Origin of the sequence: Ralstonia sp. AU12-08 (assembly GCF_000442475.1) — a bacterium.
Taxonomy (GTDB): Bacteria; Pseudomonadota; Gammaproteobacteria; order Burkholderiales; family Burkholderiaceae; genus Ralstonia; species Ralstonia insidiosa.
On record NZ_ASZV01000003.1, the window covers coordinates 146,994 to 172,682 of the forward strand.

At 64.1% G+C, this 25,689-nt stretch carries 27 protein-coding genes; 13 read left to right on the top strand and 14 right to left on the bottom strand.

The window, feature by feature from the left end; genetic code table 11:
• Positions 1–143: 143 nt before the first annotated feature.
• Positions 144–1,205 carry a helix-turn-helix domain-containing protein gene (locus C404_RS31735; protein WP_021192704.1) on the top strand — a complete coding sequence of 354 codons (1,062 nt, stop codon included), beginning with the start codon at positions 144–146 and terminating at the stop codon, positions 1,203–1,205.
• Between the two features lie 26 nt (positions 1,206–1,231).
• Here C404_RS31735 and C404_RS31740 read toward each other — a convergent pair whose 3' ends face one another.
• The gene (locus C404_RS31740) at positions 1,232–2,449 is read right to left on the bottom strand and encodes an MFS transporter (protein WP_021192705.1); all 1,218 of its coding nucleotides are present in this window, start codon (positions 2,447–2,449) and stop codon (positions 1,232–1,234) included.
• Positions 2,450–2,712: 263 nt separating this feature from the next.
• Here C404_RS31740 and C404_RS31745 point away from each other — a divergent pair, with 263 nt between their 5' ends.
• From C404_RS31745 to C404_RS31760, 4 genes are all read left to right on the top strand, one after another.
• Positions 2,713–3,273: a GbsR/MarR family transcriptional regulator gene (locus tag C404_RS31745; protein WP_031328699.1), complete on the top strand. Its 561-nt coding sequence runs from the start codon at positions 2,713–2,715 to the stop codon at positions 3,271–3,273.
• Positions 3,274–3,287: 14 nt separating this feature from the next.
• Positions 3,288–4,661 carry a cytochrome ubiquinol oxidase subunit I gene (locus C404_RS31750; protein ID WP_021192707.1) on the top strand — a complete coding sequence of 458 codons (1,374 nt, stop codon included), beginning with the start codon at positions 3,288–3,290 and terminating at the stop codon, positions 4,659–4,661.
• Positions 4,658–5,689 (top strand): cytochrome d ubiquinol oxidase subunit II, encoded by a 1,032-nt coding sequence (locus C404_RS31755; RefSeq protein ID WP_021192708.1) that lies wholly within the window; start codon positions 4,658–4,660, stop codon positions 5,687–5,689. The genes C404_RS31750 and C404_RS31755 overlap by 4 nt, the downstream gene beginning before the upstream one ends.
• A gap of 63 nt (positions 5,690–5,752) precedes the next feature.
• Positions 5,753–6,058 carry an NIPSNAP family protein gene (locus tag C404_RS31760; RefSeq protein ID WP_021192709.1) on the top strand — a complete coding sequence of 102 codons (306 nt, stop codon included), beginning with the start codon at positions 5,753–5,755 and terminating at the stop codon, positions 6,056–6,058.
• Positions 6,059–6,073: 15 nt separating this feature from the next.
• Here the strand turns inward: C404_RS31760 and C404_RS59020 are convergent, their stop codons facing one another.
• The 4 genes from C404_RS59020 to C404_RS31775 all read right to left on the bottom strand — a co-directional run bounded on the left by C404_RS59020 (position 6,074) and on the right by C404_RS31775 (position 9,834).
• The gene (locus C404_RS59020) at positions 6,074–7,504 is read right to left on the bottom strand and encodes a dipeptidase (RefSeq protein WP_021192710.1); all 1,431 of its coding nucleotides are present in this window, start codon (positions 7,502–7,504) and stop codon (positions 6,074–6,076) included.
• 76 nt (positions 7,505–7,580) lie between these two features.
• Positions 7,581–7,937: a hydroxyisourate hydrolase gene (locus C404_RS31765; RefSeq protein WP_021192711.1), complete on the bottom strand. Its 357-nt coding sequence runs from the start codon at positions 7,935–7,937 to the stop codon at positions 7,581–7,583.
• Positions 7,938–7,942: 5 nt separating this feature from the next.
• Positions 7,943–8,446, bottom strand: coding sequence for a nucleoside deaminase (locus C404_RS31770; RefSeq protein ID WP_021192712.1), 504 nt, complete (start codon positions 8,444–8,446; stop codon positions 7,943–7,945).
• 38 nt (positions 8,447–8,484) lie between these two features.
• A complete protein-coding gene (locus tag C404_RS31775) occupies positions 8,485–9,834 on the bottom strand; it encodes a nucleobase:cation symporter-2 family protein (protein WP_021192713.1) in 1,350 nt (449 codons plus the stop codon).
• A 149-nt stretch (positions 9,835–9,983) separates the two neighbouring features.
• On the opposite strand from C404_RS31775, the gene C404_RS31780 reads away from it, so the two are divergent.
• Positions 9,984–10,898, top strand: a complete 915-nt coding sequence (locus tag C404_RS31780; protein WP_021192714.1) for a LysR family transcriptional regulator — start codon at positions 9,984–9,986, stop codon at positions 10,896–10,898.
• A gap of 78 nt (positions 10,899–10,976) precedes the next feature.
• Positions 10,977–11,408 (top strand): PGDYG domain-containing protein, encoded by a 432-nt coding sequence (locus C404_RS31785; RefSeq protein WP_021192715.1) that lies wholly within the window; start codon positions 10,977–10,979, stop codon positions 11,406–11,408.
• A gap of 35 nt (positions 11,409–11,443) precedes the next feature.
• On the opposite strand, the gene C404_RS31790 is transcribed toward C404_RS31785, so the two are convergent.
• Positions 11,444–12,364 (bottom strand): hypothetical protein, encoded by a 921-nt coding sequence (locus tag C404_RS31790; RefSeq protein ID WP_031328703.1) that lies wholly within the window; start codon positions 12,362–12,364, stop codon positions 11,444–11,446.
• Positions 12,365–12,538: 174 nt separating this feature from the next.
• Between C404_RS31790 and C404_RS31795 the strand changes: the two genes are divergently transcribed.
• Entirely contained in the window at positions 12,539–13,435 is an 897-nt protein-coding gene (locus C404_RS31795) for an oxygenase MpaB family protein (protein ID WP_021192717.1), read from the top strand.
• Positions 13,436–13,438: 3 nt separating this feature from the next.
• Here the strand turns inward: C404_RS31795 and C404_RS31800 are convergent, their stop codons facing one another.
• Together C404_RS31800 and C404_RS31805 are read right to left on the bottom strand one after the other, a co-directional pair.
• A complete protein-coding gene (locus C404_RS31800) occupies positions 13,439–15,013 on the bottom strand; it encodes an MDR family MFS transporter (protein WP_021192718.1) in 1,575 nt (524 codons plus the stop codon).
• Positions 15,014–15,101: 88 nt separating this feature from the next.
• On the bottom strand, positions 15,102–16,052 hold the full coding sequence (locus tag C404_RS31805) for a LysR family transcriptional regulator (protein ID WP_021192719.1): 951 nt from the start codon (positions 16,050–16,052) through the stop codon (positions 15,102–15,104).
• Positions 16,053–16,179: 127 nt separating this feature from the next.
• On the opposite strand from C404_RS31805, the gene C404_RS31810 reads away from it, so the two are divergent.
• Complete coding sequence (locus C404_RS31810) at positions 16,180–16,806, top strand: FMN-dependent NADH-azoreductase (protein WP_021192720.1); 627 nt, start codon at positions 16,180–16,182, stop codon at positions 16,804–16,806.
• 121 nt (positions 16,807–16,927) lie between these two features.
• On the opposite strand, the gene C404_RS60370 is transcribed toward C404_RS31810, so the two are convergent.
• Entirely contained in the window at positions 16,928–17,074 is a 147-nt protein-coding gene (locus C404_RS60370) for a hypothetical protein (protein WP_021192721.1), read from the bottom strand.
• 456 nt (positions 17,075–17,530) lie between these two features.
• On the opposite strand from C404_RS60370, the gene C404_RS60825 reads away from it, so the two are divergent.
• Positions 17,531–17,659: a hypothetical protein gene (locus tag C404_RS60825; protein ID WP_021192722.1), complete on the top strand. Its 129-nt coding sequence runs from the start codon at positions 17,531–17,533 to the stop codon at positions 17,657–17,659.
• A gap of 27 nt (positions 17,660–17,686) precedes the next feature.
• Here the strand turns inward: C404_RS60825 and C404_RS31825 are convergent, their stop codons facing one another.
• Positions 17,687–18,763: a serine hydrolase gene (locus tag C404_RS31825; protein WP_031328705.1), complete on the bottom strand. Its 1,077-nt coding sequence runs from the start codon at positions 18,761–18,763 to the stop codon at positions 17,687–17,689.
• 902 nt (positions 18,764–19,665) lie between these two features.
• On the opposite strand from C404_RS31825, the gene C404_RS31835 reads away from it, so the two are divergent.
• Positions 19,666–20,007 carry a DUF1488 family protein gene (locus C404_RS31835; RefSeq protein ID WP_031328709.1) on the top strand — a complete coding sequence of 114 codons (342 nt, stop codon included), beginning with the start codon at positions 19,666–19,668 and terminating at the stop codon, positions 20,005–20,007.
• Between the two features lie 79 nt (positions 20,008–20,086).
• On the opposite strand, the gene C404_RS31840 is transcribed toward C404_RS31835, so the two are convergent.
• The 3 genes from C404_RS31840 to C404_RS31850 all read right to left on the bottom strand — a co-directional run bounded on the left by C404_RS31840 (position 20,087) and on the right by C404_RS31850 (position 23,460).
• The gene (locus C404_RS31840; RefSeq protein WP_021192726.1) at positions 20,087–21,775 is read right to left on the bottom strand and encodes an AMP-binding protein; all 1,689 of its coding nucleotides are present in this window, start codon (positions 21,773–21,775) and stop codon (positions 20,087–20,089) included.
• Positions 21,776–21,923: 148 nt separating this feature from the next.
• Positions 21,924–22,433: a hypothetical protein gene (locus C404_RS31845; RefSeq protein WP_031328710.1), complete on the bottom strand. Its 510-nt coding sequence runs from the start codon at positions 22,431–22,433 to the stop codon at positions 21,924–21,926.
• 142 nt (positions 22,434–22,575) lie between these two features.
• Positions 22,576–23,460 (bottom strand): LysR substrate-binding domain-containing protein, encoded by an 885-nt coding sequence (locus C404_RS31850; RefSeq protein WP_021192728.1) that lies wholly within the window; start codon positions 23,458–23,460, stop codon positions 22,576–22,578.
• 135 nt (positions 23,461–23,595) lie between these two features.
• On the opposite strand from C404_RS31850, the gene C404_RS31855 reads away from it, so the two are divergent.
• Both C404_RS31855 and C404_RS31860 read left to right on the top strand, forming a co-directional pair.
• Positions 23,596–24,354, top strand: coding sequence for a sulfite exporter TauE/SafE family protein (locus tag C404_RS31855; protein ID WP_021192729.1), 759 nt, complete (start codon positions 23,596–23,598; stop codon positions 24,352–24,354).
• A 17-nt stretch (positions 24,355–24,371) separates the two neighbouring features.
• The gene (locus tag C404_RS31860; RefSeq protein ID WP_021192730.1) at positions 24,372–24,662 is read left to right on the top strand and encodes a hypothetical protein; all 291 of its coding nucleotides are present in this window, start codon (positions 24,372–24,374) and stop codon (positions 24,660–24,662) included.
• A 298-nt stretch (positions 24,663–24,960) separates the two neighbouring features.
• Here C404_RS31860 and C404_RS31865 read toward each other — a convergent pair whose 3' ends face one another.
• Positions 24,961–25,665 (bottom strand): hypothetical protein, encoded by a 705-nt coding sequence (locus C404_RS31865; protein ID WP_021192731.1) that lies wholly within the window; start codon positions 25,663–25,665, stop codon positions 24,961–24,963.
• Between the last annotated feature and the right edge of the window lie 24 nt (positions 25,666–25,689).

Below are 25,689 nucleotides of genomic sequence, written 5' to 3' on the forward strand. Positions count from 1 at the left end.
CTTTGCAGGCAAGGTGTTGGGCCTGAGCCTCACCCTTTAGGGGGGAGCGCTGCGCGCGATTTGTTCGCTACAGTCCTCATCACAATAAGCAGTTCATAAGCTGTACCACAGCACAGAATACTCACGGGGCGGGACTCTCTTGCATGGAACATTGCGCGTTCACGGCTGACGCTCGCTCGCCGTGTGACCCCTCCATCGCTTACAGCCATTTCGATACGTGCAAGCAGACGCATCAGCAGCCTCTACTGGCATGGCGAGAGCGGGTCGGCCACATCATCGACGTTCTGCCATCACGCGCTGATCTGGAGAAGCCGTTTCACGCCGCCATCGATCGCTACACGGTCGGTGATGCGACGTTCACCGATTGCCGGTCCGATGCGATGCTGCTGGACCGTTCGCTTGCGCGCATTTCGACTGATTCCATCCGCGATTACGCTTTCCATGTGTTCCTGCAAGGCGGTGTCAACGATGTTGCTGTGCGCTCGTCCTCATCGCGCGACAACACGCTGGCTGCCGGCAGCATCCTCGCCCTGCACATGGGTCAGCCCGTTCGCATGCAGCGCAGCGCCTGCCGGGTCGCCACCATCTTTGTGCCGGGCGCACTCGTGGGAGAAACGTTTCCCGACCCTGAGGCGATCCACGGTCGCTTGATCGAGAACACGACGCCGCTCACGCAACTGATCGTCGAGCACGTGACGGCGCTGAGCCGTGACATTCCAGACATGAGTGCACACGCCGCGGGCAGCGCCATTCATGCGAGCACGCAACTCCTCGTCTCTGCATTCGGCAAGCAAGCCCAACTGAGCGGCAATGCCCGCGCTGCGGCACGGGCCGCCATGTTCGGTCGGGTGCGGCGGTACATCCAGATGCATCTGCGCCAGGAAGACCTCTCGCCAGAAACCGTGTTGCAAGCACTGCAGCTGCCTCGCCAGACGCTGTATCGTCTGTTTCAGCACGAGGGCGGTCTGGGTGCGTACATCCGCCACCTGCGGTTGCGGGAGGCGGCAGATGAGTTGGTCCAGCGCCCCGACCTGACCGTGACGGACATCGCGTTCGGGTTGGGTTTCAAGAGCTCGTCCGATTTCACGCGGGCGTTCCGCCGTGCCTATGACATGGCGCCGCAGGACTTCCGGGCGCTGACGGGCAAGACGTTCTACGCGCAGCCCAGGGTGTCGCACAGCGCGCAGGTTGCAATCAGCGCGTAAGACGTCGCGGTTTCAGGCCATCGGTTTCAGGCTACTGCGCGGCGCTCCTTGAACGCGAGCACCGCCAAGAAACTCACCAGGCATGCGGGCGCCACATACCAGGCTGCGGATACTGGATCGCCCGTCCATTTGATCAGCCCAGTGATGATGAATTGCGCGGTGCCACCAAACAGCGTGACACCCAGCGCATGCGAAATCGCAAAGCCGCTGGCGCGCACGCTTGCCGGAAACGCTTCAAGAACAAGCAATGCGCCGATGCTGGTGCCCAGCGCCAACAACACGCTAATGACGGCTGTCCCGAACAACACGGTCAGCGGCCCTTTTGCGTGCGCCATCATCGCGAAGACCGGATACGCAAGCAGCGGCGACACCACGACGAGCAGCAACGTCGACAGCGTGGACGACAAGAACCCGATGATGGCCGGCATGTGCAACACGCGCGTCACGTAGCTCGGCATGAAGGTGATGACGGCGTAGACCGGCACCGTGCTCCAGATCTTCGTCAACGTGGCCAGCACAAGCGTTCCACCGTGCTCCCGGCACAGCTCGACGATCGGGATGGAGGTGCTGCGACCGGAAGCACCACGAGCCGGGCTATCGACCAGCTGACGCCGCAGGTAGAGACCCGCCGGCACAATCAGCAATCCAATCAGGAAGGGAATGCGCCAACCCCACTGCGTCAGGCTCGCCGGCGACATCGTGCTCGTGAGCAGTGTGCCCAGCAACGCACCGAACAACGCAGCCGCAGCCTGACTGGCGTATTGCCAGCTGACCAGAATCCCGCGTTGTGATGGCGGCCCGGCTTCCATTGCGAAGGTCACGGCCGCCCCCACCTCGCCCCCGGCGGCAAAGCCTTGCAGCAAGCGACCGACGAGGATGATGCATGGTGCCGCCACGCCAATCGCCGCAAAGGGTGGACATACGGCGATTGCGGCCGTCCCTGCGGCCGTCAGCCAGATGGTGATCGTCATGGCCGCGCGGCGGCCGACCCGGTCTGCGTAGGCGCCGATCACCATGGCACCAAGTGGCCGCATGAAGAAGCCAACACCGAAGGTGCCGACCGCAAGCAACAGCGACGTCATCGGATCGGTGGCCGGAAAAAACTGGTCACCGATCATCACCGCGAAGTAGCTGAACACCGTGAAGTCGAACAACTCGAGACACGTGACAAGCGATGTCGCAATGACGACCTTGAGCAGTTCGCGACGGGAGTTCGCGTTCGCGGCGCGCAGATCGCGTGTCATAGGTGGGAGCATATCGGCATTGTTGTTTTTGATTCACCTCGAGCGCAACCCATCTCCCCTCCGATTGACGTCACAGGAATGGCATGCTCGTTAATGCCGTCCATACCCTCTTTCTCAAGAAACTCTGAGACTCTGGACCGTCAACGGTGAGACGGATGCCATTGACTTTGAGACCGGACAGCCGCGACAGCGCGCCGCATTGTGCAAACGCACAAGACGACTAAACTTTCATAAATTCCTGAAAATTGAGAAAGATCAAAACCATGCAACTTTCTCCCTTGAAACAGCGCTTCGTCTTGCACTTTGGCGAGATGGGCAGCCGCTGGGGCATCAACCGCACGGTTGGGCAGATCTATGCGCTGCTTTATGCGGCACGCGAACCGATCAACGCCGACGAGATTGCCGAGGCGCTGGGCTTCTCGCGCTCGAACGTGAGCATCGGGCTGAAGGAGCTGGAGTCGTGGAAGCTGGTGCGGCTCTCGCACAAGCCTGGCGACCGGCGCGAATACTTCTCGGCCCCCGACGACATCTGGACCATCTTCCGCACGCTGGCTGAAGAGCGCCGCAAGCGCGAGATCGACCCCACGCTTTCGCTGCTGCGCGACGTGATGCTCGAATCCCCCACAGACCCGGATGACCGCCACGCCCAGGCGCGCATGAAGGAGATGTACCAGCTCATCACGCTCATGACCAACTGGTTTGACGACGTGCAGAAACTCGATGCCGACTCCTTGCAGCAGCTCATGAAGATGGGCGCCAAGGTGCACAAGCTGCTGGAAATGAAGAACAAGCTTGCCGTCGTGGTTGGCGGCAAATCGAAGTAGCCCCGAGAAGCACCATGTCACTTGATCCTGTTGCCCTGGCGCGCATCCAGTTCGGCGCCAACATCACGTTCCACATCCTCTTTCCCACCATCAGCATCGCGCTTGCTTGGGTGCTGCTGTTCTTCAAGCTGCGCTACCGCAAGACCGGCGACGAGGCCTGGATGGCCGCGTATCGGCTGTGGGTGAAGGTCTTTGCGCTGACCTTTGCGCTGGGCGTGGTGTCCGGCGTGACGATGAGCTTTCAGTTCGGCACCAACTGGCCGGGCTACATGAACACGGTGGGCAATATTGCGGGGCCGCTGCTGGCGTATGAGGTGCTGACCGCGTTCTTTCTGGAGGCCAGCTTCCTCGGCATCATGCTGTTCGGCACGAACCGTGTAAGCCCGCGCGTTCACACGCTGGCGACGTTCCTGGTGGCGCTGGGCACGACCATCTCGGTGTTCTGGATCATCGCGCTCAACTCGTGGATGCAGACACCCACCGGCTACGTGATGATCGATGGCCGCGCGCATCCGCAAAGCTGGCTGGCGATCATCTTCAACCCGTCGTTCCCATATCGGTTCACGCACATGCTGCTGGCCTCTGGGCTGACGGTGTCGTTCCTGCTGGCAGGGCTTTCCGCCTATCGCTGGCTGCGCAATGACCGCGGTGCCGACGTGCGTGCCAGCCTCAAGACGGGCGTGGTGCTGGCAGCCGTGCTGATCCCCTTGCAGATCGTCGCAGGCGATGCACACGGCCTGAACACGCTGGAGCACCAGCCGGCCAAGCTGGCCGCCATGGAAGGCATCTGGCAGACCGAGCGCGGCGTGCCCGCCGTGCTGTTCGGCATCCCGGATGCCGCCACGCGCAGCAACCGCTTCGAGATCGCCGTGCCCAAGCTGGCATCGCTGTATCTGACGCACTCGCTCGATGGTGAGGTCAAGGGGTTGGATCAGTTCGACCAGCACCCACCCGTGGTACCGGTGTTCTTTGCCTTCCGCCTGATGGTGGGCGTGGGGCTGCTGATGCTGGCGGTGTCATGGGTCAGCGCATGGCGCCTGCGCCGTAACGGAGAACTGCCGCGCTGGCTCGCGCGCACCCTCGTCGCGATGACGTTCTCCGGCTGGGTAGCCGTGGTCGCCGGCTGGTACGTCACAGAGATTGGCCGGCAGCCGTGGCTCGTCTACGGCGTACTGACCACCGCGCAGGCGGCCTCCACCGTGCCTGCCCAGATGATTGGCACGACGCTGGCGATGTACCTCGCGCTGTACGCCTTCCTCATCGCTTCGTATATCGGCGTGGTGTTCTACCTGGCCCGCAAGGCCGGCGGCGCCATCGACCCGACTGACGCCGACATTCCGGGCAAGCACAGCCCCCAACTCTCCGCCCCCGTTGCGAGCCACGCATGAGCCCCCTCCCTGACCTCTCCCAACCCGCCGGCTGGCTGCCGGTGGTCTTCATGGCCCTGATGGGCATTGCCGTGCTGGCCTACGTGGTGCTGGACGGCTACGACCTGGGCGTCGGCATCCTGCTGCGCCGTGCCGATGATGCCGAGAAGGACACGATGATCGCCTCCATCGGCCCGTTCTGGGATGCCAACGAAACCTGGCTCGTACTCGGCGTCGGCCTGCTGCTGGTGGCGTTTCCTGCCGCGCATGGCGAGATCCTGGGCGCGCTGTACTTGCCCGTCGCCATCATGCTGTTCGGGCTGATGCTGCGAGGCGTGGCGTTCGACTTTCGCGTCAAGGCACGCGCGCACCACAAGCCGTGGTGGAACCGTGCGTTCTACGCAGGCTCCGTCATCGCCACGGCGGCGCAGGGCCTGATGCTGGGGCTGTACATCACGGGTTTCCACTACGACACCGCCAACATCATCTTCGCGATCTGCACGGCGGGCGGGCTGATTGCCGGTTACCTGCTGCTGGGTGCCACGTGGCTGATCATGAAGACCGAAGGCGCGCTGCAATTGCGCGCGGTGCAGTGGGCGCGCGGCAGCCTGTGGTTCACGGCGCTGGGCGTGGCCGCGGTGTCGCTCGCCACGCCGTGGGTCAGCACGCGCGTGTTCGACAAGTGGTTTGCCTTGCCCAACATCATTCTGCTGGCACCCGTGCCGCTGGTGACGGTGGTGCTGTTCGGCCTGATCGATTGGGTGCTGCGCCGTCTACCGCAGCAGATTGCCAAGGGGGATGAACACCTGATCTGGGCACCCTTTGTGGGCACCGGCGCCATTTTCTTGCTGGCGTTCAACGGCCTGGCCTACAGCCTGTTCCCGTACCTGGTGGTGGACCGGCTCGACATCTGGCAAGCGGCCAGCGCGCCGGAGTCGCTCGAGTTCATGCTGGTGGGCGTGGCCATCGTGCTGCCGACCATCGTGGGCTACACCATCTACTCGTACAAGGTGTTCCACGGTAAGGCGACGGAGCTGCGGTACTACTGAGATTGACGACGCGGCGGGCAGGCATTTAGGCTCACAGCCTTTCTCCTCTCGCCCGCACACGCCATGATCACCTGCTACCTCCGCTACATCATCAATCCGGCCCGGCTTGTTGAGTTCGAGACCTACGGCAAGATGTGGATTCCGCTGGTCGAGAAATTTGGCGGCCAGCACCACGGCTATTTCCTGCCCTCTGAAGGTGCGAACAACGTCGCGCTGGCGTTGTTCTCGTTCCCGAGCCTCGCGGCATACGAGGTCTATCGAGAGCAGTCGAAAACCGACCCCGCCTGCATCGCCGCCTTCCAATATGCCGACGAAACCGGCTGCATTGTCAGCTACGAACGCAGCTTCTTCCGCCCTGTTCTTTCTTGATTCGTTGCGCGCGTATCAACCCACCGTCGCCTCAAACACGCGCCGATAGTTGCCGCCCAGAATCTGCCCCACCTCTGCCTGCGTGAACCCCGTCTGCAGCAACGCAGCGGCCAACGCAGGCAACTGCTTGTAGCTGTTGAACACCGGCGGCTTGATGAAGCCGAGCATGTCGGTACCCAGCCCCACGTGCGCCACGCCTACCACATCGGCCATCCGCTTGATGCCCAATGCCATGGCGTCGATGCTTGGGAAATCCGCCGCATTGGGCCATACGCCAATCACGCCGCCCGTGTCCGCCACCGCGCGCGCATGGTCGGCCGAGATCAACCGGCTGCGCGCCCTGGGCGATCCGGAGAGCGCCGTGTGCGACAGCACCAGCGGTTTGGTGGTGGTCGCCGCCGCGCGTTTGACGAGGTCATACGTGCCGTGCGCCACGTCCACCACGATACCCAGCGTATTGCAGCGTCGTACGACTTCCGCGCCAAAGTCAGTCAAACCGCCATGCACAGGCGGCTCGGTCTGGATGTCACCCAGCTCGTTCACGCGGTAGTGCGTGAGCTGTAGATGCCGCAGACGATGCTGTGTGTAGGCCTTGTCCACACGCTCGATGCGGCCCTCCAGAAAGTCCGCACCTTCTGACGCGATGATGACGCTCGGCCCTTGCGCGCCCATGGCCGCCAGCGATGCGGCATCCGTCACCACGTGCAGTTGCTCTTTGTCGATCAAGCGCTGGGCACGCGCAAACTCGGTCAGGCCAAGCTGGTACAGCTCGCCGGGTTCGGGTGTGCGGAAGGCCTCGAAGCGGTTGCCGCTGGCCGCCACGTGCACGGCAGTGGTATCGGTGACGATGGCTAGGCAGATGACGTTCATGCCGCCGGTGCGCATCGGCTCAGCCACCGGTAGAAACGGCCGGTTGGCGCCGATCTTGGGATCGCGCGAGACGATCACGCGGCCGGCGTGGCTGTGGATGTCGATGGTGAGTGCACCTGGCAATGGCGTCCAAGTCGTGTCCGCACCGGCATCGCCTTCGGTGTAGTTGGCGAAGCGGCCGGGTGCGCAAGCCGCCAGCCCCAACGCGGCGCCAGCGGCTAGGAACACGCGACGGCTCACGCGTGCTGATTGGCCCGAAGGTTGAGCGACAGTCGGTGCGGCGGCCACCAGTTGATAGCGCCAACCGGCCGGGTCGCTTTGCAAGCGCAGTAGACGGCCGCGCAGGCGAACGGCGTCATCATCCATGCGCACCGGCTGCGTGGCGAACACCTCGATGCTCGTTGCCGGGCTGCGCGGCATGCAACCGCCACAGCAAGGCGCGTCTGCCGAGAGCAGAAAATAGCTTGCCGACTGCGCTGTCGCATCGAGCGACAGTGCCCAACCTTCAATCTCAACGATGGTGTCGTGCAAGGCATCCGCCCCGCGTGTCTCGATGAGGGTCCAGTCGATCGGCATAGGCACTCCGCGTGGTTGGGCAGCGGTATTGTGCGTGCGATCCGACCCGGTTGCCACCGCGCCTGCCTACACCGTGTTACGCGCCACCCCGAAAGCACGAGTACCCCCACGGCGTCATCTTGAACGGCAGGTGGTAGTGCTGCGCCACATCGTCGAGCCCGAACCGGTAAGGCACCGTCTCCAGAAAAGGCGTGGCGGGCAAGGCGATACCGGCCTGCCGGTAGTAGTCACCCACCTCGAAGGTCGCCTCATACACGCCAGCCACGCACTGCGCCGCCAGTGCATCCAGCTCGCGCAGCGTGCCCGTCAGGCCGATGCGCCCGGCTGCCAGCAGCACGCGTTCGTTGCCGGCAAGCCGTTCGATGCGTACCTCCAGCCCCTGCGCCACCACGCCGCGCGATACGTCCACCACATGAATCGAGATGCCCGGCATGCCGGTCACTTCCAGAAGCCGGTGTGCGAGCGGGCGGCCTCGTCTTCGATCAGCGGGCCGTGCACTTCAATCTGCCGCTGCCCACGCACGAACACCTCGCGGCACGGCAAGGAGAACGTCGGGTTCTCGGGGTGGTCTCCGGTCAGCACCAGCAGATGGTGCTCCGACAGTGCGTAGACCACGCGGCCAATGTTGCACCAGTAGATGGCGCCCGAGCACATGCAGCAGGGCTCGGCGCTGGTGTACAGCGTGCAGCGCGCCAGCTGTTCGGGCGACAGCACCTTGGCGGCGGCAGCCGCAGCGGCCAGCTCGGCATGCTGCGTCGGGTCACCTTCAGGCGGCATGGAGTTGTTGCCCGCCGTGGCGATCACGTTGCCGTGCTCGTCAGCCACCAGCGCGCCGAACGGGTGGCGGCCGCGCTGGCGCGCATCGTCGGCAAGCTGAATCGCCTGGCGCAGCAGCGCCATGTCGCGGTCGGTCAGTCGGGGTTGGGCGTCGCGTGCGTTCATGGTGAAGTCCTTGGTGTCAGTGTTGTATGGAATGGGAATCAGTGCAGTTCAGCGCCGGCGGCCGGGCTGGCCACATCGGCGGTGTGCGGTGCGGACTCGCGATTGAGCAGCAGGTTGAGCACGATGGCCGTCAGCGCGCCCAGGAAGATGCCGCTGTCGAGCACCAGCTTGAGCGGCCCGTGCACGTGCTCGAACAGCGCCGGGAACGACATGGGCAGCACCCCCACGCTCACGGACACGGCCACCACGATGGCGTTGCGCGTGCCTTCAAAGCGCACCCGCGACAGCTCCTGGATGCCCGCCACCGTGGTCATGCCAAACATGACGATGGCGCAACCGCCGAGCACCGGCCGCGGCACGCAGGCAATCAACGCACCCAGCTTGGGGAACAGCCCCATCAACACCATGATGGCGCCGGCGGATGCCACCACAAAGCGGCTCTTCACGTTGGACAGCGCGATCAGGCCCGTATTCTGCGTAAAGGCGTTGTACGGAAAGCTGTTGAAGATGCCGCCCAGCATGGTCGACAGGCCGTCCGCGCGAAAGGCGTTGCCCAGCGTCTGCTGCGTCGACGGCCGGCCGATGATGGTGCCGATGGCCAGCACGTTGCCGGTGGTCTCCGCCATGATGACGAGCATCGCCAGCGTCATCACCAGTACGGGGGTGAGGGCAAAGCTCGGCAGGCCGAACGCAAACGGCGGGCTGATCTCGAACCAATTTGCGCGGCCCACCTCGGCAAAATGCGTCAGCCCGAAGCACGCAGCCAGCGCCGTCCCCGCCACAAGCCCGATCAGCACCGACAGGTTGCCCACGAAGCCGGTAAAACGCGCGTAGACGCACAGCGTGATCACCACCGTGGCCAGCCCGAGCAGCAGATTGGGCAAGCTGCCGAAGCTGCCATCCGCCGGGTTGCCGCCGCCCAACCAGATGGCCGCAGCCGGCATGAGCGACACGCCGATAATGGTGATCAGGCTGCCAATCACCACCGGCGGAAAGAACCGCAGCAGCCGGCTGAACACTGGCGCAATCGCAATGGTCAGCGCGCCGCTGGCGATCACCGCGCCAAACACGTGCTCCAGCCCGTATTGCTTGCCGATCATGATCATCGGCGCAATGGCGATGAACGAGCAGCCCTGGATGAGCGGCAGACGCGCGCCAAACTTCCACACTCCCAGGGTCTGGATCAAGGTGGCGATACCGGAAGTCAGCAGGTTGGCGTTGATCAGGGTCACCATCTGCTGCGGGGTGAGGCCCAGCGCGCTGCCCAGGATCAGGGGCACGGCCACCGCGCCCGCATACATCACAAGCACGTGCTGCAGCCCGTAGCTCAGCAGTTGCCGCAGCGGCAGGATTTCATCCACCGGGTGCACCGGTTGTGGGGTTTTCATGTCGTTGTCTCCATCCTCTTGGGTCGGTTTGTCCAGCGGGGCGTTCTTTACGACGCTGCAACCGGCAGCGCATAATCCACCGCAAGAATCGATATAAGAAGTTATAAATCATCGATTTTTTAGATATATAGATCCCACCGGGAGACGCCGTGCGCTATTCGCTGGACCAGCTGGAGACCTTTTCCACCATTGCGCATGCCGGGTCGTTTTCCGCGGCGGCGCGGCGGCTGGGCAAGACGCAATCGACCGTCAGCACAGCCATTGCCAATCTGGAGATCGATCTGGGGGTGGCGCTGTTCGACCGCAGCAGCCGCTCGCCCACGCTCACAGAGGCCGGCCAGCGCCTGCTACTGGAAGCCGAACTGGTGCTGGAGCGCTGCGCATCGCTTGAAGCACACGCGCAAGCCCTGGGCGACACGATCGAGCGCACGCTCACGCTGGCGATCGAGATTCCGGCCAGCGCACTGACCGAGCCGCTGCGTGCATTTGCCGCCACCTTCCCGCATGTCGACCTGGACATACGTCATCCCTTCCATGGCGATGTCACGACACTGGTGCGCGACGGCAGCGTGGATTTCGGTATCGGCTTCTCGCAGCCGCACTACACGCGGGACCTCGCGTTCAGGCAGTTGGGCAAGCTCATCCTCGTGCACGTTGTCAGCCGCGATCACCCGCTGGCACGCGAGACCACGGTGGACTTCGGCACGCTGCGTCAGCACCGGCGGCTCGCCTTCAGCGCACACAGCAACACGCTGCCGAGCACCGAGTATCTGGCATCGACACAAGAGTGGAAGGCCGAGAACTACCTCGTTCTGCTGGAGATGATGCGCGCGGGCCTTGGCTGGACCACGCTGCCACGCCAGCTTGTGCGAGATGGCATTGAGCGCGGCGAGTTTGTCGAACTGCAGCTCACCGCCTATCCGCATACCGACTGGCTGGTCGGCGTGGACCTGATCTGGGCGCAGTCACGCGTGATGGGGCGCGCCGGCACTTGGCTGATGGACTGCCTGGCACGCCACAAGGTGTTCGAGCTGGATCGCAGCGGGCACCCCACAACGCTGTAGTGCCGCCGCAATACCGGCGCGTTTCGCGCTACCCTTACGGCCTTCGCTGTTCCGCCGCACATTCGCTGTCACCGCTTCATGCCCACTCTGCAACACGTCGACCTGCGCACCGACCCCGCCGCACGCCCCTTCGTCAAGGACGAGACCGTCCAGGTCGATTTCGCCACGCAGCCTGGCGAGCTGATGAGCCTGGAAGGCCCCAACCGCTATGCGCCCGGCGATGCACTCATCACCGGTTCAACGGGCGACCGCTGGGTGGTCTCGCGCGAGCGTTTCGATGCGAAGTACCTGCCGGCCGACGCATCGCTCACGCATGGCCAAGCCGGTGCCTACCGCAACCGCCCGAGCGTGGTGCTGGCCAAGCAGATGCACGAACCCTTCTCGATGGCGCGCTCCGAAGCTGGCGACGTGCTGCACGGCCAAGCCGGAGACTGGGTCCTGCAATACGCCCCCGGCGACTACGGTGTCGTGCAGGCGCAGCGCTTCGCCAAGGTGTATCGCCCGGCCTGAAGCGCCGCGTGCACTGCCAGCACCCACCAGCACCACTACTGCGCCGTCTGCTGGCGCTCGACTTCGTGGTGCTTCATCTCCAGATAATCCTGTCGATCCAGTTCGTGTAGCTGACGCGGGTATTGCTCCGTGGCGCTGAACCATGTGTTGAGCCGCTGCTGCAAGCGCTTGTCCGGCGGCGCAGACAACGCCTTCAGATACGCGTCGATGGCGAGGTAATAGCGCATCGTGTTGCGCTCAAGCAGGCCGCGCACGCCGCCCACATAGTCGGGCTCCGCCCCCGAGGATTCCGCTGCCTTGGTAAAGCCGACCTTGCCGCTGCCCACGGTGGCAAGGTACGTGCGCATGGCCAGTCGGCCGGCGGCGCCATAACCGTAGGCGTAAGTCAGATGCAGAAAGGTGTGATTGGCGACGCCCGGGGCGGGAATGGCCTCCAGCATGATGTGGTAGTCCCGGGTGCTGAGCGGGCCGGAGTCCGCGCTGAGTTCGACACGAAAGTAATCCGCATTGCTCACAACCGGGCGATAGCTGAACTCAAGCCGGTAGCTACTGGAAAGTGATTCTTCCACCTTGCGGCCCAGGTTCACGTCGAGCACGCTGCCGCCGGCGCCCTGCGTGGCGTGGCAGTACTTGATGTTCAGATGCAGGATCAGCACGTCGCACCAATTGGCGGCGCCGTGCTCCGGGTCGTCCAACGCGCCCTTGACGGTGGCGAACGGGTAGTCGAGCACGCTGTAGATGTCGCTCTTGAGCCTGTCTGGCGCCTCGGTGGAGTCGAGCGCCAGCGGGCGGTGGAATGCGTTGTCGGCCAGCTGCGGCGCAAGGCTCTGGTACTTGTCGTGCAGGGCCTGCGCGCTTTCTGCGTGCGCTGCCGGACTCACGCCCAGGCACAAGCCACCGAGCATCAGGATGATGGCGGCCAACCAGCAGGCGTTTCGGTAAGGGGTGCGTTGCATGGCGTGTTCTCGAGGTGGTTTGTGCATTTTAGGAGGCGCTATCGCAGCGTGTGCGCAACAAACGCGCCACACCCACCGGGCATATCATGCGGCGTTCCGTCATCACAGCGGGTGTGATCGGCTCGGTAAAATGAAGGCATCCACTTCTCCCGCCGTTCGGCCCCATCCGGCACCATGCCCTCCCCGCTTGCAACGCTGCGCGAACGCATCGCCAACCAGGTCCGTGGCCTGACGCGCGCCACCGGCGGCCTCACGCTCGATATTGCCTCGCCCCCCGGCGACCCCGGTCTGTTCGGCCCCGATGCCGTCTGCTGGCAAGTCCATGCCGACTTCCCCGCGATGATGGCGGGCGGCATCAGCGCACTGCTGCTGCAGGCGCTGCATCCGCGCGCACTCGCCGGCGTGTGGGACCACTCCAACTTTCGTGAAGACCTGCAGGGGCGCCTGGGCCGCACCGCGCAATTCGTGGCCGGCACCACCTACGGCAGCCGACACGACGCGCTCACGCTGATCGAACACGTCAAGGTCATCCACGGCCGCATCCAGGGCATTGCACCCGACGGGCGCCCCTATTCCGCCAACGATCCGGACCTGCTCACCTGGGTGCACGTGGCCGAAATGTCGAGCTTCCTGGCCGGCTATCTGCGCTATGTGGATGGCAGCCTGAGCGGTGCCAACCAAGACCGCTACTTTGCAGAAACCGCGTTGATTGCCGAGCTGCTGGGTGCCACCGACGTGCCGAAATCACGCGCGGCGGTGCAGGCTTACCTGAACGCGATGCGCGCCGAACTGGTGGCGAGCGATCGCACCCGCACCGTGGTGGAAGTCTTGATGACATGGCAGGCACCACGGCCAGGGCTGCAACCGGCGGTGCGCGTTTTTCTCGACGCCGGTATTCAGTTGTTGCCACCGTGGGCCGCGCAGATGCTGCAACTGGAGCGCCCACCGTTGCGCGCCGCCTTCAGCGCGGCCGCCATGCGCACCGTGGCGCCGACACTGCGCTGGGCACTGCACGACGGCAGCGTCGCGCGTCGTGCGCGGCGGCGGGCCCTCGCGCCGCGCGTTTCGTAGCGATCAATCCACCACGGCGTGCGCGACCGACACCTTGCCGCGCAACGCCTTTTCCTCAAGCCGCACGAGCAACAGCGGTGCAATGACCGACACAGCCGCAGCAAAGAAGAACAGATGGCGGAACGCTGTCTCGCCCTCGCGTTGCAAGGCTTGCGCGTTGGCACTGTTGCTGGCGAGCGCCGCGTGGAACAGGTCCATCAGCAGATCACCACCTGCTGCCACCTGCGCCTCGGGTGCAGCCTGACGCAGCAGCGCGATCAGCACCGACGTCAGCACCGCCACGCCCACCGCGCCGCCCAGCAGGCGCGAGAACGCGGTGAGTGCGGTGGCCAGCCCCACGGTCTCGGGCGGGACAGCGTTCTGCGTTGCGACCAGCCCGGTGGGGAACTGCACGCCAATCGCCAGGCCCAGCACAATCATCGCCAAGGTCAGCGGCAACACACTGTGCGGATCCAGCAAGCCCAGTGACGCCACCGCAAACGGCACCACACAGGCACCACTGATCATCAACGGCTTGTAGCGGCCGCTGTGCGTCATCCACTTGCCGGCAAGGAAGGCCCCGAGCGGAATCGACAGCGTGAGCGGCACCAGACGCAGTGCCGCAGCATCCGGGCTGGCACCCGCCACCATCTGAAAGCGCAACGGCATCAGCACCGACGTGGCGATCAGTTGGAAAAAGCACAGGAACAGCGCCAGGCAGCAGATCGTGACCGTGCGCACACGGAACATCGACAGCGGAATGATCGGCTCGGCCGCACGGTTTTCCTGCCAGACGAAGGCAGCCAGTACCACCACCGCACCCACCAGCAGGCCCAGGTTGTCAGGCTGCATGAGCGGCACGCCCTGACCCACGCGCGTGATCATCACCAGCAACGCGGTCAGCCCCACGGCAAACAGCACGACACCCGGCACGTCGATCGGGCGACGCTGATGCGCCACCGGCAGGTGCCGCAGTGCACGGCGCACCACCACCAGCGCGACGAGCCCCAGCGGCAGGTTGATCCAGAAGATCCAGCGCCACGACAGGTAGTGCGTCAGGTAACCGCCGATCACCGGGCCGGCCAGACTGGCCATGGCCCACATACCGCTCACGTAGCCCTGGTAGCGGCCGCGCTCGCGCAACGGCACCACGTCGGCAATGGTGGCCTGCGCCACCGAGATCAGCCCGCCGCCGCCCAGCCCCTGCAGCACGCGCGCCACCAGCAGCATCGGCATGCTGGTCGCCAGCGCGCATGCCACCGAGGCCAGCACGAACAGCGCAATGGCCGTGGTCAGCATGGCACGGCGGCCGTATAGATCACTGAGTTTTCCGTAGATGGGCGTAACCACGGTGGAGGCCACAAGGTAGGCCGACACCAGCCATGCCATCAATGAAAAACCGTTGAGCTCCCCTGCAATGACCGGCAACGCCACCGCAACAATCGTTTGCTCCAGCGCCCCCAGCAGGATGGCAAGCATCAGGCCGCTCATCACCACCATTACCGGAATCTCGGGCACCGGCGGCGCGTCAAGCGAAGCGGCCGACGGCGTCGGCACGGTATCGGAGGTGGGCGGTTCGAGGTTCGGGCGGGAGGACATGGAAACGCGCATGAGCACCCTGGACGGCGTCACGCAAAGGCAGGAGGGAAGCCCCCGATGATACTGCCGATCCGAATTCGTTGCAGCGTCAACGATTGAGGTTGACGTCGTCGCCTTCGTAGCAGCGGGTGAGCACTTTCTCGGTCAATGGGGGCATTTCTGCGGCCAGCAGCTCGATAAATGCGCGCACCGCCGGCACCAGCCCGCGCCGCGACGGAAACACCGCATGAAACTGGTGCGTTTGCAGCTTGTAGTCGGCCAGCAATTGCACGAGCCGGCCTTCTTGCAGCGCTTCAGCACACACGTTGTAGGGCAGCCGCCCCACCCCCACGCCGCCGATGGCGCTCAGGCCGAGCAGACGCAGGTCGTCCGTGGCGAGCACCGGTTGGCATTCAATCTCGACAGCCGCACCGTCCGGCGCGGTCAGGCGCCAGCGTGATCGTTCACCGCTGAGGGTCCCCAACCACAGTCCGGCCACGCCGTGCAGTGATTCCGCGGTGTCGAACGGCCCGTGCTCGGCCACGAATTCCGGGCTGGCAACCAGCACTTGGTCGCTCACGCCAAAGGTCCGCACGATCAGGTTGGAATCGTCCAGCGTCGAGCGCACGCGCAATGCCACGTCGTATCCCTCGCCAATCACATCCACCCGGCGGTTGGTCACGTCCAGCTCCAGGCGCACGTCCGGATGGGCGCGCAGGAATCTCGGAATCACCGGCGCCAGGAACAGGCTCGACACGCCCACGGGGCAACTCACGCGCAACCGGCCGGAGGGCTTTTCTCCAGCATGCTCGGCCACTTCCAGCGCGGCGCGGGCGGCCTGGGTCATGGTCTCGCAATGCGCATAGAACGCCGAGCCGACATCAGTGACGTGCACGGCACGTGTTGAACGCTGCAGCAGCCGCACGCCCAACCGCGCCTCCAGATCCGCCACGCGGCGGCTCACGCGCGACTTGGGAATGCCCAACGCCCGCGCGGCGCTGGAAAAGCTGCCGTGCGTCACCACGCTGGCAAACAGGACGAGGTCGTTCAGGTCTTCCATGGCCTTTCTCCGAGATCCACGTGCATTGTCTCACTCATAGAACGATATGTGTCGATTCGACCCACTACTGGAACTTGGTGCGCCGCACTATCTTTGCAGCAACCCACCTTTTTCTTGGAGAGACACCATGCAAGTCCTTCACATCGATTCCAGCATCCTCGGCGACGCCTCGGCCTCGCGCATCCTGACCGCCGCCATCGTCGACGAGCTGCGCCGTGAGAACCCCGACGCCATCGTCGCCCGCCGTGACCTGGCCGTAGAAGCCATCCCCCACCTGGACGGCGCCATTGCCGCAGGCTTCCGTGCCACCGGCAGCGACGATTTTGACGACGCCACCCGCGCTGAACACGCCCGCTCGGAAGCGCTGGTCAACGAACTGCTCGCCAGCGACGTGATCGTGGTTGGCGCCCCGATGTACAACTTCTCGGTACCGAGCCAACTCAAGGCCTGGGTTGACCGCGTGGCGCAAGCCGGGCGTACGTTCAAGTACACGGAAAAGGGCCCGGCTGGCCTGGCCGGCGGCAAGAAGGTGATCGTTGCGTCAACGCGCGGCGGTGTGTATTCGACGGGCCCGGCCGCTGGCTTGGACTTCCAGGAAGCCTATCTGAAGGCGGTGTTCGGCTTCTTCGGCATTACCGACGTGCAATTCGTGCGTGCTGAAGGCCTGGCCATGGGCCCGGATGCCCGTACGCAAGCCATGGAAGCCGCACACACCGCGATGCGCGATGTGGTCAACCAGGCCGTGGCAGCCTAAGCGAAATCAGGCGCGACGCAACAGAGCGCGTCGCCAAGGATTCGTGCAACGCCAAACGGGCGCCTGCAGCAATGCGGCGCCCGTTTTGCATGGGCAAGCAGAATGCGGAAAGACCGGCGGCTTACTCGTCGCGGTGTTCGCGCGCCTGATGGATGGCTTCCAGGGCACGGCGCGTACGCAGCTTGCGCAAGATCACCGGCACGACGATCGCGGTGGCGATCAGGCACGGCACGGCCCAAGCAATGGTGGATTCCAGAAAAGTCGTCATGATGCGTTCCCCCGACACATATTGCCGACGCGCACGGTCAGGTTGGCGCGCATCGCGTAGTCCCCGCAGGGCGTCATGGCGCCCTGACATGTCTCTATGAACAGCTATCGGCGCCAGGCTTTCAGACTTGAATGCCCAACGTTTGCCGTTTGGTGTATTTCCTGCCTATCGCGCCAATCTGTCAATAGATCGACGATAAGTTTGTAGAACATTGTGGCGAAGCCCTGACAGCCCTCGCGCCGGCGTGGCGCGGCGTCTTGCCAGCGCAGGTCGCTCCACGGTCTGCTCGCAAAGGTAACGGCAAGTTACGACCGCCGATGCACGCGTGCAGCAAGGACAGCCCAAGCCGTCAATTGCCAGCTTGGGCATCACAGTTTTTCTTACAAACGGTAAAGCGCGGTTGCGAGGCATTTCCATAGAGTGAGGCAAGCCCAACAACACACCCGGAGCCTCATCATGAAACGCACGATTGCCCTGCTGATCCTTGCCGCTGCTGCCGCATCCTCGCTGAGTGCCTGCGTGGTCGTGCCGGCCGGCGGCTACTACGGCCCGCACTACTATCACCCGTACTACCGCGGCTATTGATCCGGCGCTGAGGATGCCGGAGGCTGATCAGTCGCCGGCGTCGGCGCTGCCGGCTTGCTCGTTCTCAGCGGGAGATTGCTGAGCCCGCCCCTCGGCAAACGCCTTGCGGATCAGCGCGCCGCATGCCGCGCTGCGCACGTAAGCCCGTGGGGCGAGCGTCTCGCGCACGATCATGCCGTAGTAGCGCTTGTCGGCGGTGATCCACGGATAGAAGCCGAACGCGCCGGGCGAGCTGAATGCACGATCGCCGCCGGGCTGGTCTTCAATCCAGTAGTTGAGCGCGTAGTGCCACGGCAGCGCAGCGGGCGTGCTGACTGCGGTCGGGCAACTGCCGGGCTCGGTGCACACGGCGTGCTGGCCGAGCATCTTGCCGAGCAGGTAATCGCCCCGGATCAGCCGGCGCAGAAACTGCCCGTACGCCGCAGGCGTGGCGATCATGCCGCCGGACGGTTCCGGTGCCAGGTACTTGATGCCGAGCGGCTTGTCGGCATCCCGCATGCCGGGCGTGTGACCAAGTTCGCGATCCAGCTCGTCACTGAGCGTGGCGGCATCTGCGCTGCCCAAACCGAGGTCCACCAGCAGCTTCTGGTCATGGCCACCGTTGTAGCTGAACCGGCCAACGTGGCCCGGCGTAAACGCGTCGTTGCGCCCGCGGCGGAAGCAGCTCTGCACCGTGTCGTTGCGATTGCAGAGCAGCGGGTTCAGCGCGTCGTAGCCCGAGCGCATGGTGAGTGCGTCGATCTCGGCCGGCGTGAGCTTGCCGCGCGTGCGCTCAACCACGTAGGCGCCAAACACCCATTTGGAGGCGGAGGCGAGCCGCACCGTCTTGTTGGCGCCAATGCGCTGGCCCTGCTGGCCGTGCATGAGCACGCCGCTGGCATCGCCGATTTCCCAGTAGTAGTCGCCCAGGCGCTGGCAATAACCAGCGTGCGCCAGTGTCGATTCAACGGCGGCACGGCGCATTGCGAGACGCGGCTCCCCTGCATGTACCACCCCGATCATTCCACTGCACCCGACCGCCCCCACGGCTGCCAGCACGGTGGCCCAACGGCGGCCAAGCCCTGCCAGCGCCCGAGGCTTCCGGGCGCGTTTTGCTTCCGTCATGTGTGGTTTCCTGCTTTTTATGGTGTTTTGTAGCCGCCAGCACTCTACCGCGTGTTGGTGGCGTTTCCCACCTCGTGACGTTGACATCGCACTGCAACATCCGAGCGTCGGGAAAAGGGCACGACTCTAGTGGCTCCACCTTGCGGGATGATTGTCTGGTTTGCCTGAATCAGGTTTGAAGCGTAAGCGTTTGCGTGCTGATTTAATCGTATTTTGGACTATGGAAAACCCTTTCATATTCGCTCCCCCAATATGTCCTAGATCGCACAGACGTGAGCCAAATGGAGTAGAGAAATCATGCCAAGGCGCACTAGCGCTCCGCGTAGAGTGTCCTAGAATGCATCCCAAGAACAGCAGAATTAAATAAAACTAAACACGAAGGAAATACAAGGCTGTCGGGAGCAAGCCATGGGAACGATGAGACGGGGAAGCGCGGGACTATCAACCCGCTTGGGGTGGGAACGTCATGCTGCCGATTCGCAAGTGATCGTGCAGGTCATTCCAACGCGCCGACGCTTGTTTCAAACGTCGCGCCTTCCGCCGACACGCATTCCCGTTGTTTTGCTCTGGCTGCTTGTGATTTCCATCGCAATCGGTATCGGCCGTGTGCTGCTGCAGCGATTGTGGTGACCATAACAATATTGAACAGAATGTGTGTACGGGGAAGGTCGCAGCGCGAGAGCGAATTTGTAGTTAAGCACCGAATTGACAGACCGCATAACGGCACCGAGGGATAGTCTGACCCGCTTCATGGGGTCCATTGCATCCAGATGGTATTGATATCTGGAGCAGCGTCTTTCCTCCTTTCGGACATCACGCTCCCGCATGTGATCAATGCGCCGCGAAAGCGGCATGTGGGGCACGCTGCCCACACAGCGGGCCTGATCATTGGGGGGAGCATCATGAACATCTCGTTCACCGGTAAGACTTTCAGGTCTGTAGGAGACCTGTTCTTCCAAGCCATCGTCGACGGCAAGGTCGTGAGCTGTTTTGTCACGTCCGAGGCGCTGTCGTTGTGCGACTGCGCGCATCAAAAAGCCACCGCCGAAGACGTCTATCGCAGCTACCGCGACTGGATCGAGCAGGCCGCATCGGACTTGATCCGTGCGGGCGCGCTTGCCCCGGTGATCGTGCGCGGCCGTGATCTGGCGGCCTCGCGTGCATCCCTGCCGCACGGTGGCGTACCGGCATACGACCTGGATCGCGCACGTCAGTTGCGTTTGGTCCCGCGTTCGTCGCGCTAAGCACCCATCTCACGCAGCCTCGCGCATGCGGCCTCGGGGGGCCGCATGTTTGTCTGCACTGCGTGTGCGTGCGTCGATATCAATCCGCTGGGAAATCGTCTTCCCAGTATTCCTGGGGGTTGCGGCCTGTTTCAGGGCGAGCGGCTTCGCGCAGGCGTAATTCGACGCGCCGGATTTTGCCTGAGATGGTCTTGGGCAACTCGGCAAACTCGATGCGCCGCACGCGCTTGTAAGAAGCCAGCCGGCTTTGGCAGAAGCGCAGGATGTCACGCGCCAGTTCGCGCCCAGGCTCGTGCCCGGCACGCAGCACCAGGAAGGCTTTCGGCACGGCCAGGCGCACGGGGTCGGGGCTCGGTACGACTGCGGCCTCGGCGATGGCGGGATGCTCGATCAGTACGCTTTCCAGCTCGAACGGGCTCACGCGGTAGTCCGATGCCTTGAACACGTCGTCGGCACGGCCAACGTAGGTGAGGTAGCCGCTTGCGTCGCGCGCGGCAATGTCGGAGGTGTGATACACGCCGCCGCGCATGGCCTCGGCCGTTTTTTCAGCGTTGCCGGCGTAGCCTTCCATCAATGCCAGCGGGCGTGATTTCAATTCGATGCAGATCTCTCCTTCGCTGGCTTCGTTGCCGTCCGGGTCGCGCAAGGTGATCTGATAGCCCGGCAGCGGTCGGCCCATCGAGCCCGGCTTGACCGGCTGCCCTGGGCTGTTGCCGACCTGGCACGTGGTTTCGGTCTGGCCGTAGCCATCACGGATGGTGATGCCCCAGGCCGCGCGTACGCGTTCGATCACCTCGGGGTTGAGCGGCTCGCCTGCGCCAACGAGTTCACGCAGCGCGGGCTTCCAGGCGGCCAGGTCTTCCTGGATCAGCATGCGCCACACGGTGGGCGGCGCGCACAGCGTGGTCACCTTGGCGCGGCACAGCACATCGAGCGCAGCCTTGGAATCAAAGCGCGCGTAGTTGTAGACGAACACGGTGGCGCCGGCATTCCACGGCGCGAAGAAGCAGCTCCACGCATGCTTGGCCCAACCCGGTGAACTGATATTCCAGTGCACATCGCCCGGACGCAGGCCGATCCAATACAGCGTGGAAAGATGCCCTACCGGATAGCTCGCATGCGTGTGCATCACCAGCTTGGGTTTGGACGTGGTGCCGGAGGTGAAATACAGCAGCAGCGGATCGCTCGCCAGCGTTGGCGCGTCGGGCGTGAACTCGGGCGAGGCGCCGTACGCATCTTCAAAGTGGTGCCAGCCCGCTGGCGCCTTGTCTGTGCCAGTTGCGATGCGCGTAAAGGTACCCGACACGACATCAAGCTTGGCGCAATCCGCCCCGCCCACGATCACGTGCCGCACATCGCCCATGGCAATGCGCTCGCGCAGGTCTTCGGCTGTCAGCAGCGTGGTGGCGGGAATGATGACGGCACCAAGCTTGATGCTGGCGAGCATCACATCCCACAGCGCGGGCACGTTGCCGAGCATAAGCAGGATGCGATCCCCGCGCTGCACGCCCAGCGCGCGCAAGTGGTTGGCCACGCGTGCGGAACGCTCGGCCATCTGCGCAAACGACAGGCGTGTTTCGTTGCCCTGATCGTCGAGCACCCAGAGAGCGATGGCGTCGTTGCCGCGGGCCATGGTGTCGAAATAATCGAGTGCCCAGTTGAAGCGATCCAGCGCGGGCCATGTGAAATCGCGCACGGCGGTGTCGTAGTCCTCACGGTGCGCGAGCAGAAAGTCGCGGCACCGCAGGAATGCATCCAGCGAGGTCATGCCAGTCTCCTGTAGTTGGATTGCGCGCCTCGTGCGGGCACTTCTGTCCGGGCGCTCTGAAAACGCACCAGCAACTGCCACACCAACTTATAGAAGGAAATGCCCCGCCAGACCAGCCCGGAATCACCCGGGCCACATGCTTATCGGCTCATTGCGAGCGCGGCGGAAAACGTAGGAAACGACCACCACCCAGGCTCAGCCATGCCCAGGCCGTGGCCGCAGCCACCGCACCCAGCACGGCGGCCCATTGTGCGCAGACCAGCATGAGCTCGATCGCGCCCGACATGCCCGGCAGGATCTGCGGCCATGCCGGCTCAAGCCAGCCATCGGCATCGAACCATGCCCCGCGCCCGGCGCCTGTTGCCAGCTCCACCGCCAGCAGCGCTGCGTTGATGGCGGCAAACGCCATGCCACCATGCGTCAGTACGCGACTGAACACCGGCAGTTCATACAGGGGCTTGAGATGCTGGATATGTCGGGTCAACGTCCATGCGCAGACGATCAGCAGCGCGACACTCAGCGCCGCCATTGGCGCCGGGCTGCGCAGGCACACGCCCAGCGCAATCCACGCCAGCGCGTTGATTTCGTGGCGCCGATAAATGCGCAGTGCACGCGCGGCGTGCAGCAGGCCAATCGGGGGAACACCGGCAGAAGCCATGATGTGCTCCATGAGCGGAAGGTTGATGCGGTGCCGCACGTCTGCCATGCGTCTCGCAACTGTTGTTGCAGTGTACCGACGTGATTTCACCGGCGCGAGTTCAAACAGCGCGCCTCCCCCAAATGACGGACGGGCACCACGCTCAGGCCTCGCGCAAATGCTCGATCAGTTGCCGCGCAAAGACCGGCAGGTCGTCAAAACTGCGCACGCAGATACGCAGCAAGCGTGTCGCCCACGCATCGGTCAGGCGCACGCGGCGAATCCCCATCGAGCGCTGCAGCCGGATGGCCGCATGCTCGGGAATCACGCCCACGCCCACGTTGCGCTCCACCATGCGGCACACCGCATCAAAGCTGCGCAGCCGCACGCGGTACTTGAGCCGATAGCCAGCGCGCGCAGCATGGCCGGCCAGGTAGGCCTGCAGCGCGTTATCCCCTGTCAGGCCGACAAAGGCTTCCTGCAATGTGTCGACGAAGGCCAGCTCGCGGCGCTCGGCCAATGGATGATCGCGCGCGGTCACCAGCACCAAACGGTCATGGCGAAACGGAAACGTCTCAAGCCCCGATAGATCCACCGCATCGTTGACGATGCCGATGTCGGCCCGCCCCTGTGCAATCGCCTCGACAATTTCGTGGCTGACCAGCTCTTCCAGGTCGATGTCGACTTCGGGATGGGCCGCGAGGAAAGCGCTCAGCGTTTCGGGCAGGAACTCGGTCATGGCGGCCGTGTTGGACAACAGCCGCACGTAGCCCTTCAGCCCGCGCGCGTACTCGCCCAACTCGCCGCGCATGCGGTCCATCTGCTGCAGGACGACGCGCGCGTGATGCGCCAGCGTTCTGCCGGCGGCAGTGGTTTCCACGCCGCGCCGGTTACGCATGAGCAGCGGCGCGCCCAAGGTCTCCTCCATGCCACGAATGCGCGCACTGGCGGAGGCCAGCGTCAGGTGCGAACGCTCAGCGCCGGCGGTAATGCTGCCGGCCTCGGCGGTATGCAGGAAAAGTCGCAAATCAGTCAGATCGAAGCGCATGGCAGGGCGAGATTGGCTTGAGCCTCAGTTTCATCCTGAGGCTGGATCAATGTATCGCAGATTGTGGCGGGGTCGCCAGTGGCAGAAACTGAGGCATCTTCCAACGCAACACCCCAACACATTCCTCGCCCCCAAATGGAATCTGCCACGCTGCTGCTTTTTGGCGCGGGCCTGCTCGCCGGCATGATGAATGCACTGGCGGGCGGCGGCTCGTTTGTCACCCTGCCCGCGCTCATGTTTGCCGGCGTGCCGTCGGTTGCAGCCAATGCGTCGAGCACGGTCGCGCTGCTGCCGGGTGCGGCCACCTCAGCGTGGGCCTATCGCAGCGACTACCGCGGGTTCGAGCAGGTCTCGATGCGTGCCATGGTGGCGGTCAGCCTGGTCGGCGGCCTGGCGGGTGCGCTGCTGCTGATGAACACGTCTTCGCGCGCGTTCGATTTCATCGTGCCGTGGCTGCTGCTGGTGGGCACGTTGGCGTTCACCTTCGGCAAACAGGCCGGGGCATGGTTGCGCCAGCGCATGCAGATCAACCGGACGATGCTGCTGGTCGCCCAAGGCGCACTGGCCATCTACGGCGGCTACTTTGGCGGCGCGGTCGGGATCATGATGATGGCGGTCTGGGCCCTGTTCGGCCACGACGACATCAAAGCGCTGAACGCCTCGCGCACGCTGCTGGTTGGGGCCACCAACCTGGTTGCGGTGCTGTGCTTTGCCCTGGCCAAGATGGTCTGGTGGCCGCAGACGCTGGTCATGCTGGTGGCCGCCGCGCTGGGCGGCTATCTGGGCGCGCAAGTCGGCAAGCGCCTGCCCGTGCTGGTCGTGCGGGCGTTGATTTCGACCTTCGGCTTTTCGATGACGGCGCTGCTGTTCTGGCGCGCCTGGTCCCACGCTTGAGTATGAGGAGAACCGCCATGCCAGACATGCAGCCTCATCCGACGCACCGCACGCGCGCACCGCGCGCCCATCGCGATGCTGTGCCGATGCACGCATCGCGCCACACCGCGTACGACACCTCGCATGCCCGCCCCACCGAAGCAAAGCCCCCTGAAGCAGAAATGATCAGTGCACAAACGGTGTTCTACATTGCGCGCGGCGTTGCCATCCTGCTGGCGGCACTCGCCATCGGCCTGGGTGCGGCCTCCAACGAAACGGAGCGCCCGGCCGCCGCATACCCCACTTCGTCGCACGCGACAACGCGTTAAGAGCGCGTTATCATCCGCCCCCGCCGCAGTACAGACCCGACATGGATCGGGCAAAGAAAAAGCCCGCGGGCCGGGGGGCGAGCGGGCTTAACATCTTCAGCCTTTGACGACGAAAGATGGTCGGGTGTGCTTTGTGAACGAGCAATGCGCCGGAATTCACAAAGCGAGGCCATTATAAAAAGGTCACGCCCCCCGCCATACCCCAACAACGAGGGGGGTCTGCGCCGTTTTCTTTAAGGACTGTTCATACTTCCGATAAGAGACATGCCTCGGCCGACCACTTGGTCGCCAGATGGCCTCAAGCGCGGGCGTTGGCTTCCGACATCACGCGGATGCTGCGCTCGATGCGAATCTGCACAATCAGCAGCACCAGCATGATGAACGCCGAGAACAGCGCGGCAATCATGTACACCGAGATATAGACGCCCGAGCGCTTGCCGCTGGCATCCAGCTTGGCCTCATCCTTCGCGTTGGAGATGCGCTCTTTCTCGGCGGCGTAGGCCATGTGGTAATCGACAAACACCTTGTTGACGATCGCGTAGAACGCCTCGCTCGTCTTGGCCTGCTTGGCCACATCGGCACGGCCCAGCACCTGGTCCAGATACGCCGTCTGCGAGGTCAGGAACGGCTCGCCCTGGTCAGGATCTTCCAGCGCCCCGATCACCAGTTCATGCACTTCCGCCTTGTCGAACTGGAACGATGCACCCAGCAGCGTCTTGCCGTGCTTGTTGATGACGTCCGCCAGTGCCGCTTCCAGCTTGGCCGCACCGGGGTGCTGCTTGGCGGCATCGTCGCCCGCCCCCTCTGCCGCATCGTCGTCGAGCTTGAACGCCGAGGCCTTGATGTCGATGGCCTCCGAGACGGTTGCCGGCTTGGCGTTGTAGTCGCTCACCGCGCTCACGCCCAGCACCACCACGCCCACCAGCACGATCGTGGCCAGCGCCAGCACGAGAATCCGCATCAGCTGCAGATAACCACTTTCGACTTTATTGAGAACGCTCATTTCCCTGCCTTTGTTGTGAATTGG

Bases quoted from the DNA above. Each gene is read 5' to 3' on its own strand.
- C404_RS31765 (WP_021192711.1), bottom strand. From the start codon at position 7,937: ATGCCGGGCATCTCGATTCATGTGGTGGACGTATCGCGCGGCGTGGTG.
- C404_RS31750 (WP_021192707.1), top strand. From the start codon at position 3,288: ATGTCACTTGATCCTGTTGCCCTGGCGCGCATCCAGTTCGGCGCCAAC.
- C404_RS31735 (WP_021192704.1), top strand. From the start codon at position 144: ATGGAACATTGCGCGTTCACGGCTGACGCTCGCTCGCCGTGTGACCCC.
- C404_RS60825 (WP_021192722.1), top strand. From the start codon at position 17,531: ATGAAACGCACGATTGCCCTGCTGATCCTTGCCGCTGCTGCCGCATCC.
- C404_RS31745 (WP_031328699.1), top strand. From the start codon at position 2,713: ATGCAACTTTCTCCCTTGAAACAGCGCTTCGTCTTGCACTTTGGCGAG.
- C404_RS31760 (WP_021192709.1), top strand. From the start codon at position 5,753: ATGATCACCTGCTACCTCCGCTACATCATCAATCCGGCCCGGCTTGTT.
- C404_RS31795 (WP_021192717.1), top strand. From the start codon at position 12,539: ATGCCCTCCCCGCTTGCAACGCTGCGCGAACGCATCGCCAACCAGGTC.
- C404_RS31770 (WP_021192712.1), bottom strand. From the start codon at position 8,446: ATGAACGCACGCGACGCCCAACCCCGACTGACCGACCGCGACATGGCG.
- C404_RS31790 (WP_031328703.1), bottom strand. From the start codon at position 12,364: ATGCAACGCACCCCTTACCGAAACGCCTGCTGGTTGGCCGCCATCATC.
- C404_RS31850 (WP_021192728.1), bottom strand. From the start codon at position 23,460: ATGCGCTTCGATCTGACTGATTTGCGACTTTTCCTGCATACCGCCGAG.
- C404_RS59020 (WP_021192710.1), bottom strand. From the start codon at position 7,504: ATGCCGATCGACTGGACCCTCATCGAGACACGCGGGGCGGATGCCTTG.
- C404_RS31810 (WP_021192720.1), top strand. From the start codon at position 16,180: ATGCAAGTCCTTCACATCGATTCCAGCATCCTCGGCGACGCCTCGGCC.
- C404_RS31835 (WP_031328709.1), top strand. From the start codon at position 19,666: ATGAACATCTCGTTCACCGGTAAGACTTTCAGGTCTGTAGGAGACCTG.
- C404_RS31840 (WP_021192726.1), bottom strand. From the start codon at position 21,775: ATGACCTCGCTGGATGCATTCCTGCGGTGCCGCGACTTTCTGCTCGCG.
- C404_RS31845 (WP_031328710.1), bottom strand. From the start codon at position 22,433: ATGGCTTCTGCCGGTGTTCCCCCGATTGGCCTGCTGCACGCCGCGCGT.
- C404_RS31805 (WP_021192719.1), bottom strand. From the start codon at position 16,052: ATGGAAGACCTGAACGACCTCGTCCTGTTTGCCAGCGTGGTGACGCAC.
- C404_RS31775 (WP_021192713.1), bottom strand. From the start codon at position 9,834: ATGAAAACCCCACAACCGGTGCACCCGGTGGATGAAATCCTGCCGCTG.
- C404_RS31740 (WP_021192705.1), bottom strand. From the start codon at position 2,449: ATGACACGCGATCTGCGCGCCGCGAACGCGAACTCCCGTCGCGAACTG.
- C404_RS31825 (WP_031328705.1), bottom strand. From the start codon at position 18,763: ATGACGGAAGCAAAACGCGCCCGGAAGCCTCGGGCGCTGGCAGGGCTT.
- C404_RS31800 (WP_021192718.1), bottom strand. From the start codon at position 15,013: ATGTCCTCCCGCCCGAACCTCGAACCGCCCACCTCCGATACCGTGCCG.
- C404_RS31855 (WP_021192729.1), top strand. From the start codon at position 23,596: ATGGAATCTGCCACGCTGCTGCTTTTTGGCGCGGGCCTGCTCGCCGGC.
- C404_RS31785 (WP_021192715.1), top strand. From the start codon at position 10,977: ATGCCCACTCTGCAACACGTCGACCTGCGCACCGACCCCGCCGCACGC.
- C404_RS31865 (WP_021192731.1), bottom strand. From the start codon at position 25,665: ATGAGCGTTCTCAATAAAGTCGAAAGTGGTTATCTGCAGCTGATGCGG.
- C404_RS31755 (WP_021192708.1), top strand. From the start codon at position 4,658: ATGAGCCCCCTCCCTGACCTCTCCCAACCCGCCGGCTGGCTGCCGGTG.
- C404_RS60370 (WP_021192721.1), bottom strand. From the start codon at position 17,074: ATGACGACTTTTCTGGAATCCACCATTGCTTGGGCCGTGCCGTGCCTG.
- C404_RS31860 (WP_021192730.1), top strand. From the start codon at position 24,372: ATGCCAGACATGCAGCCTCATCCGACGCACCGCACGCGCGCACCGCGC.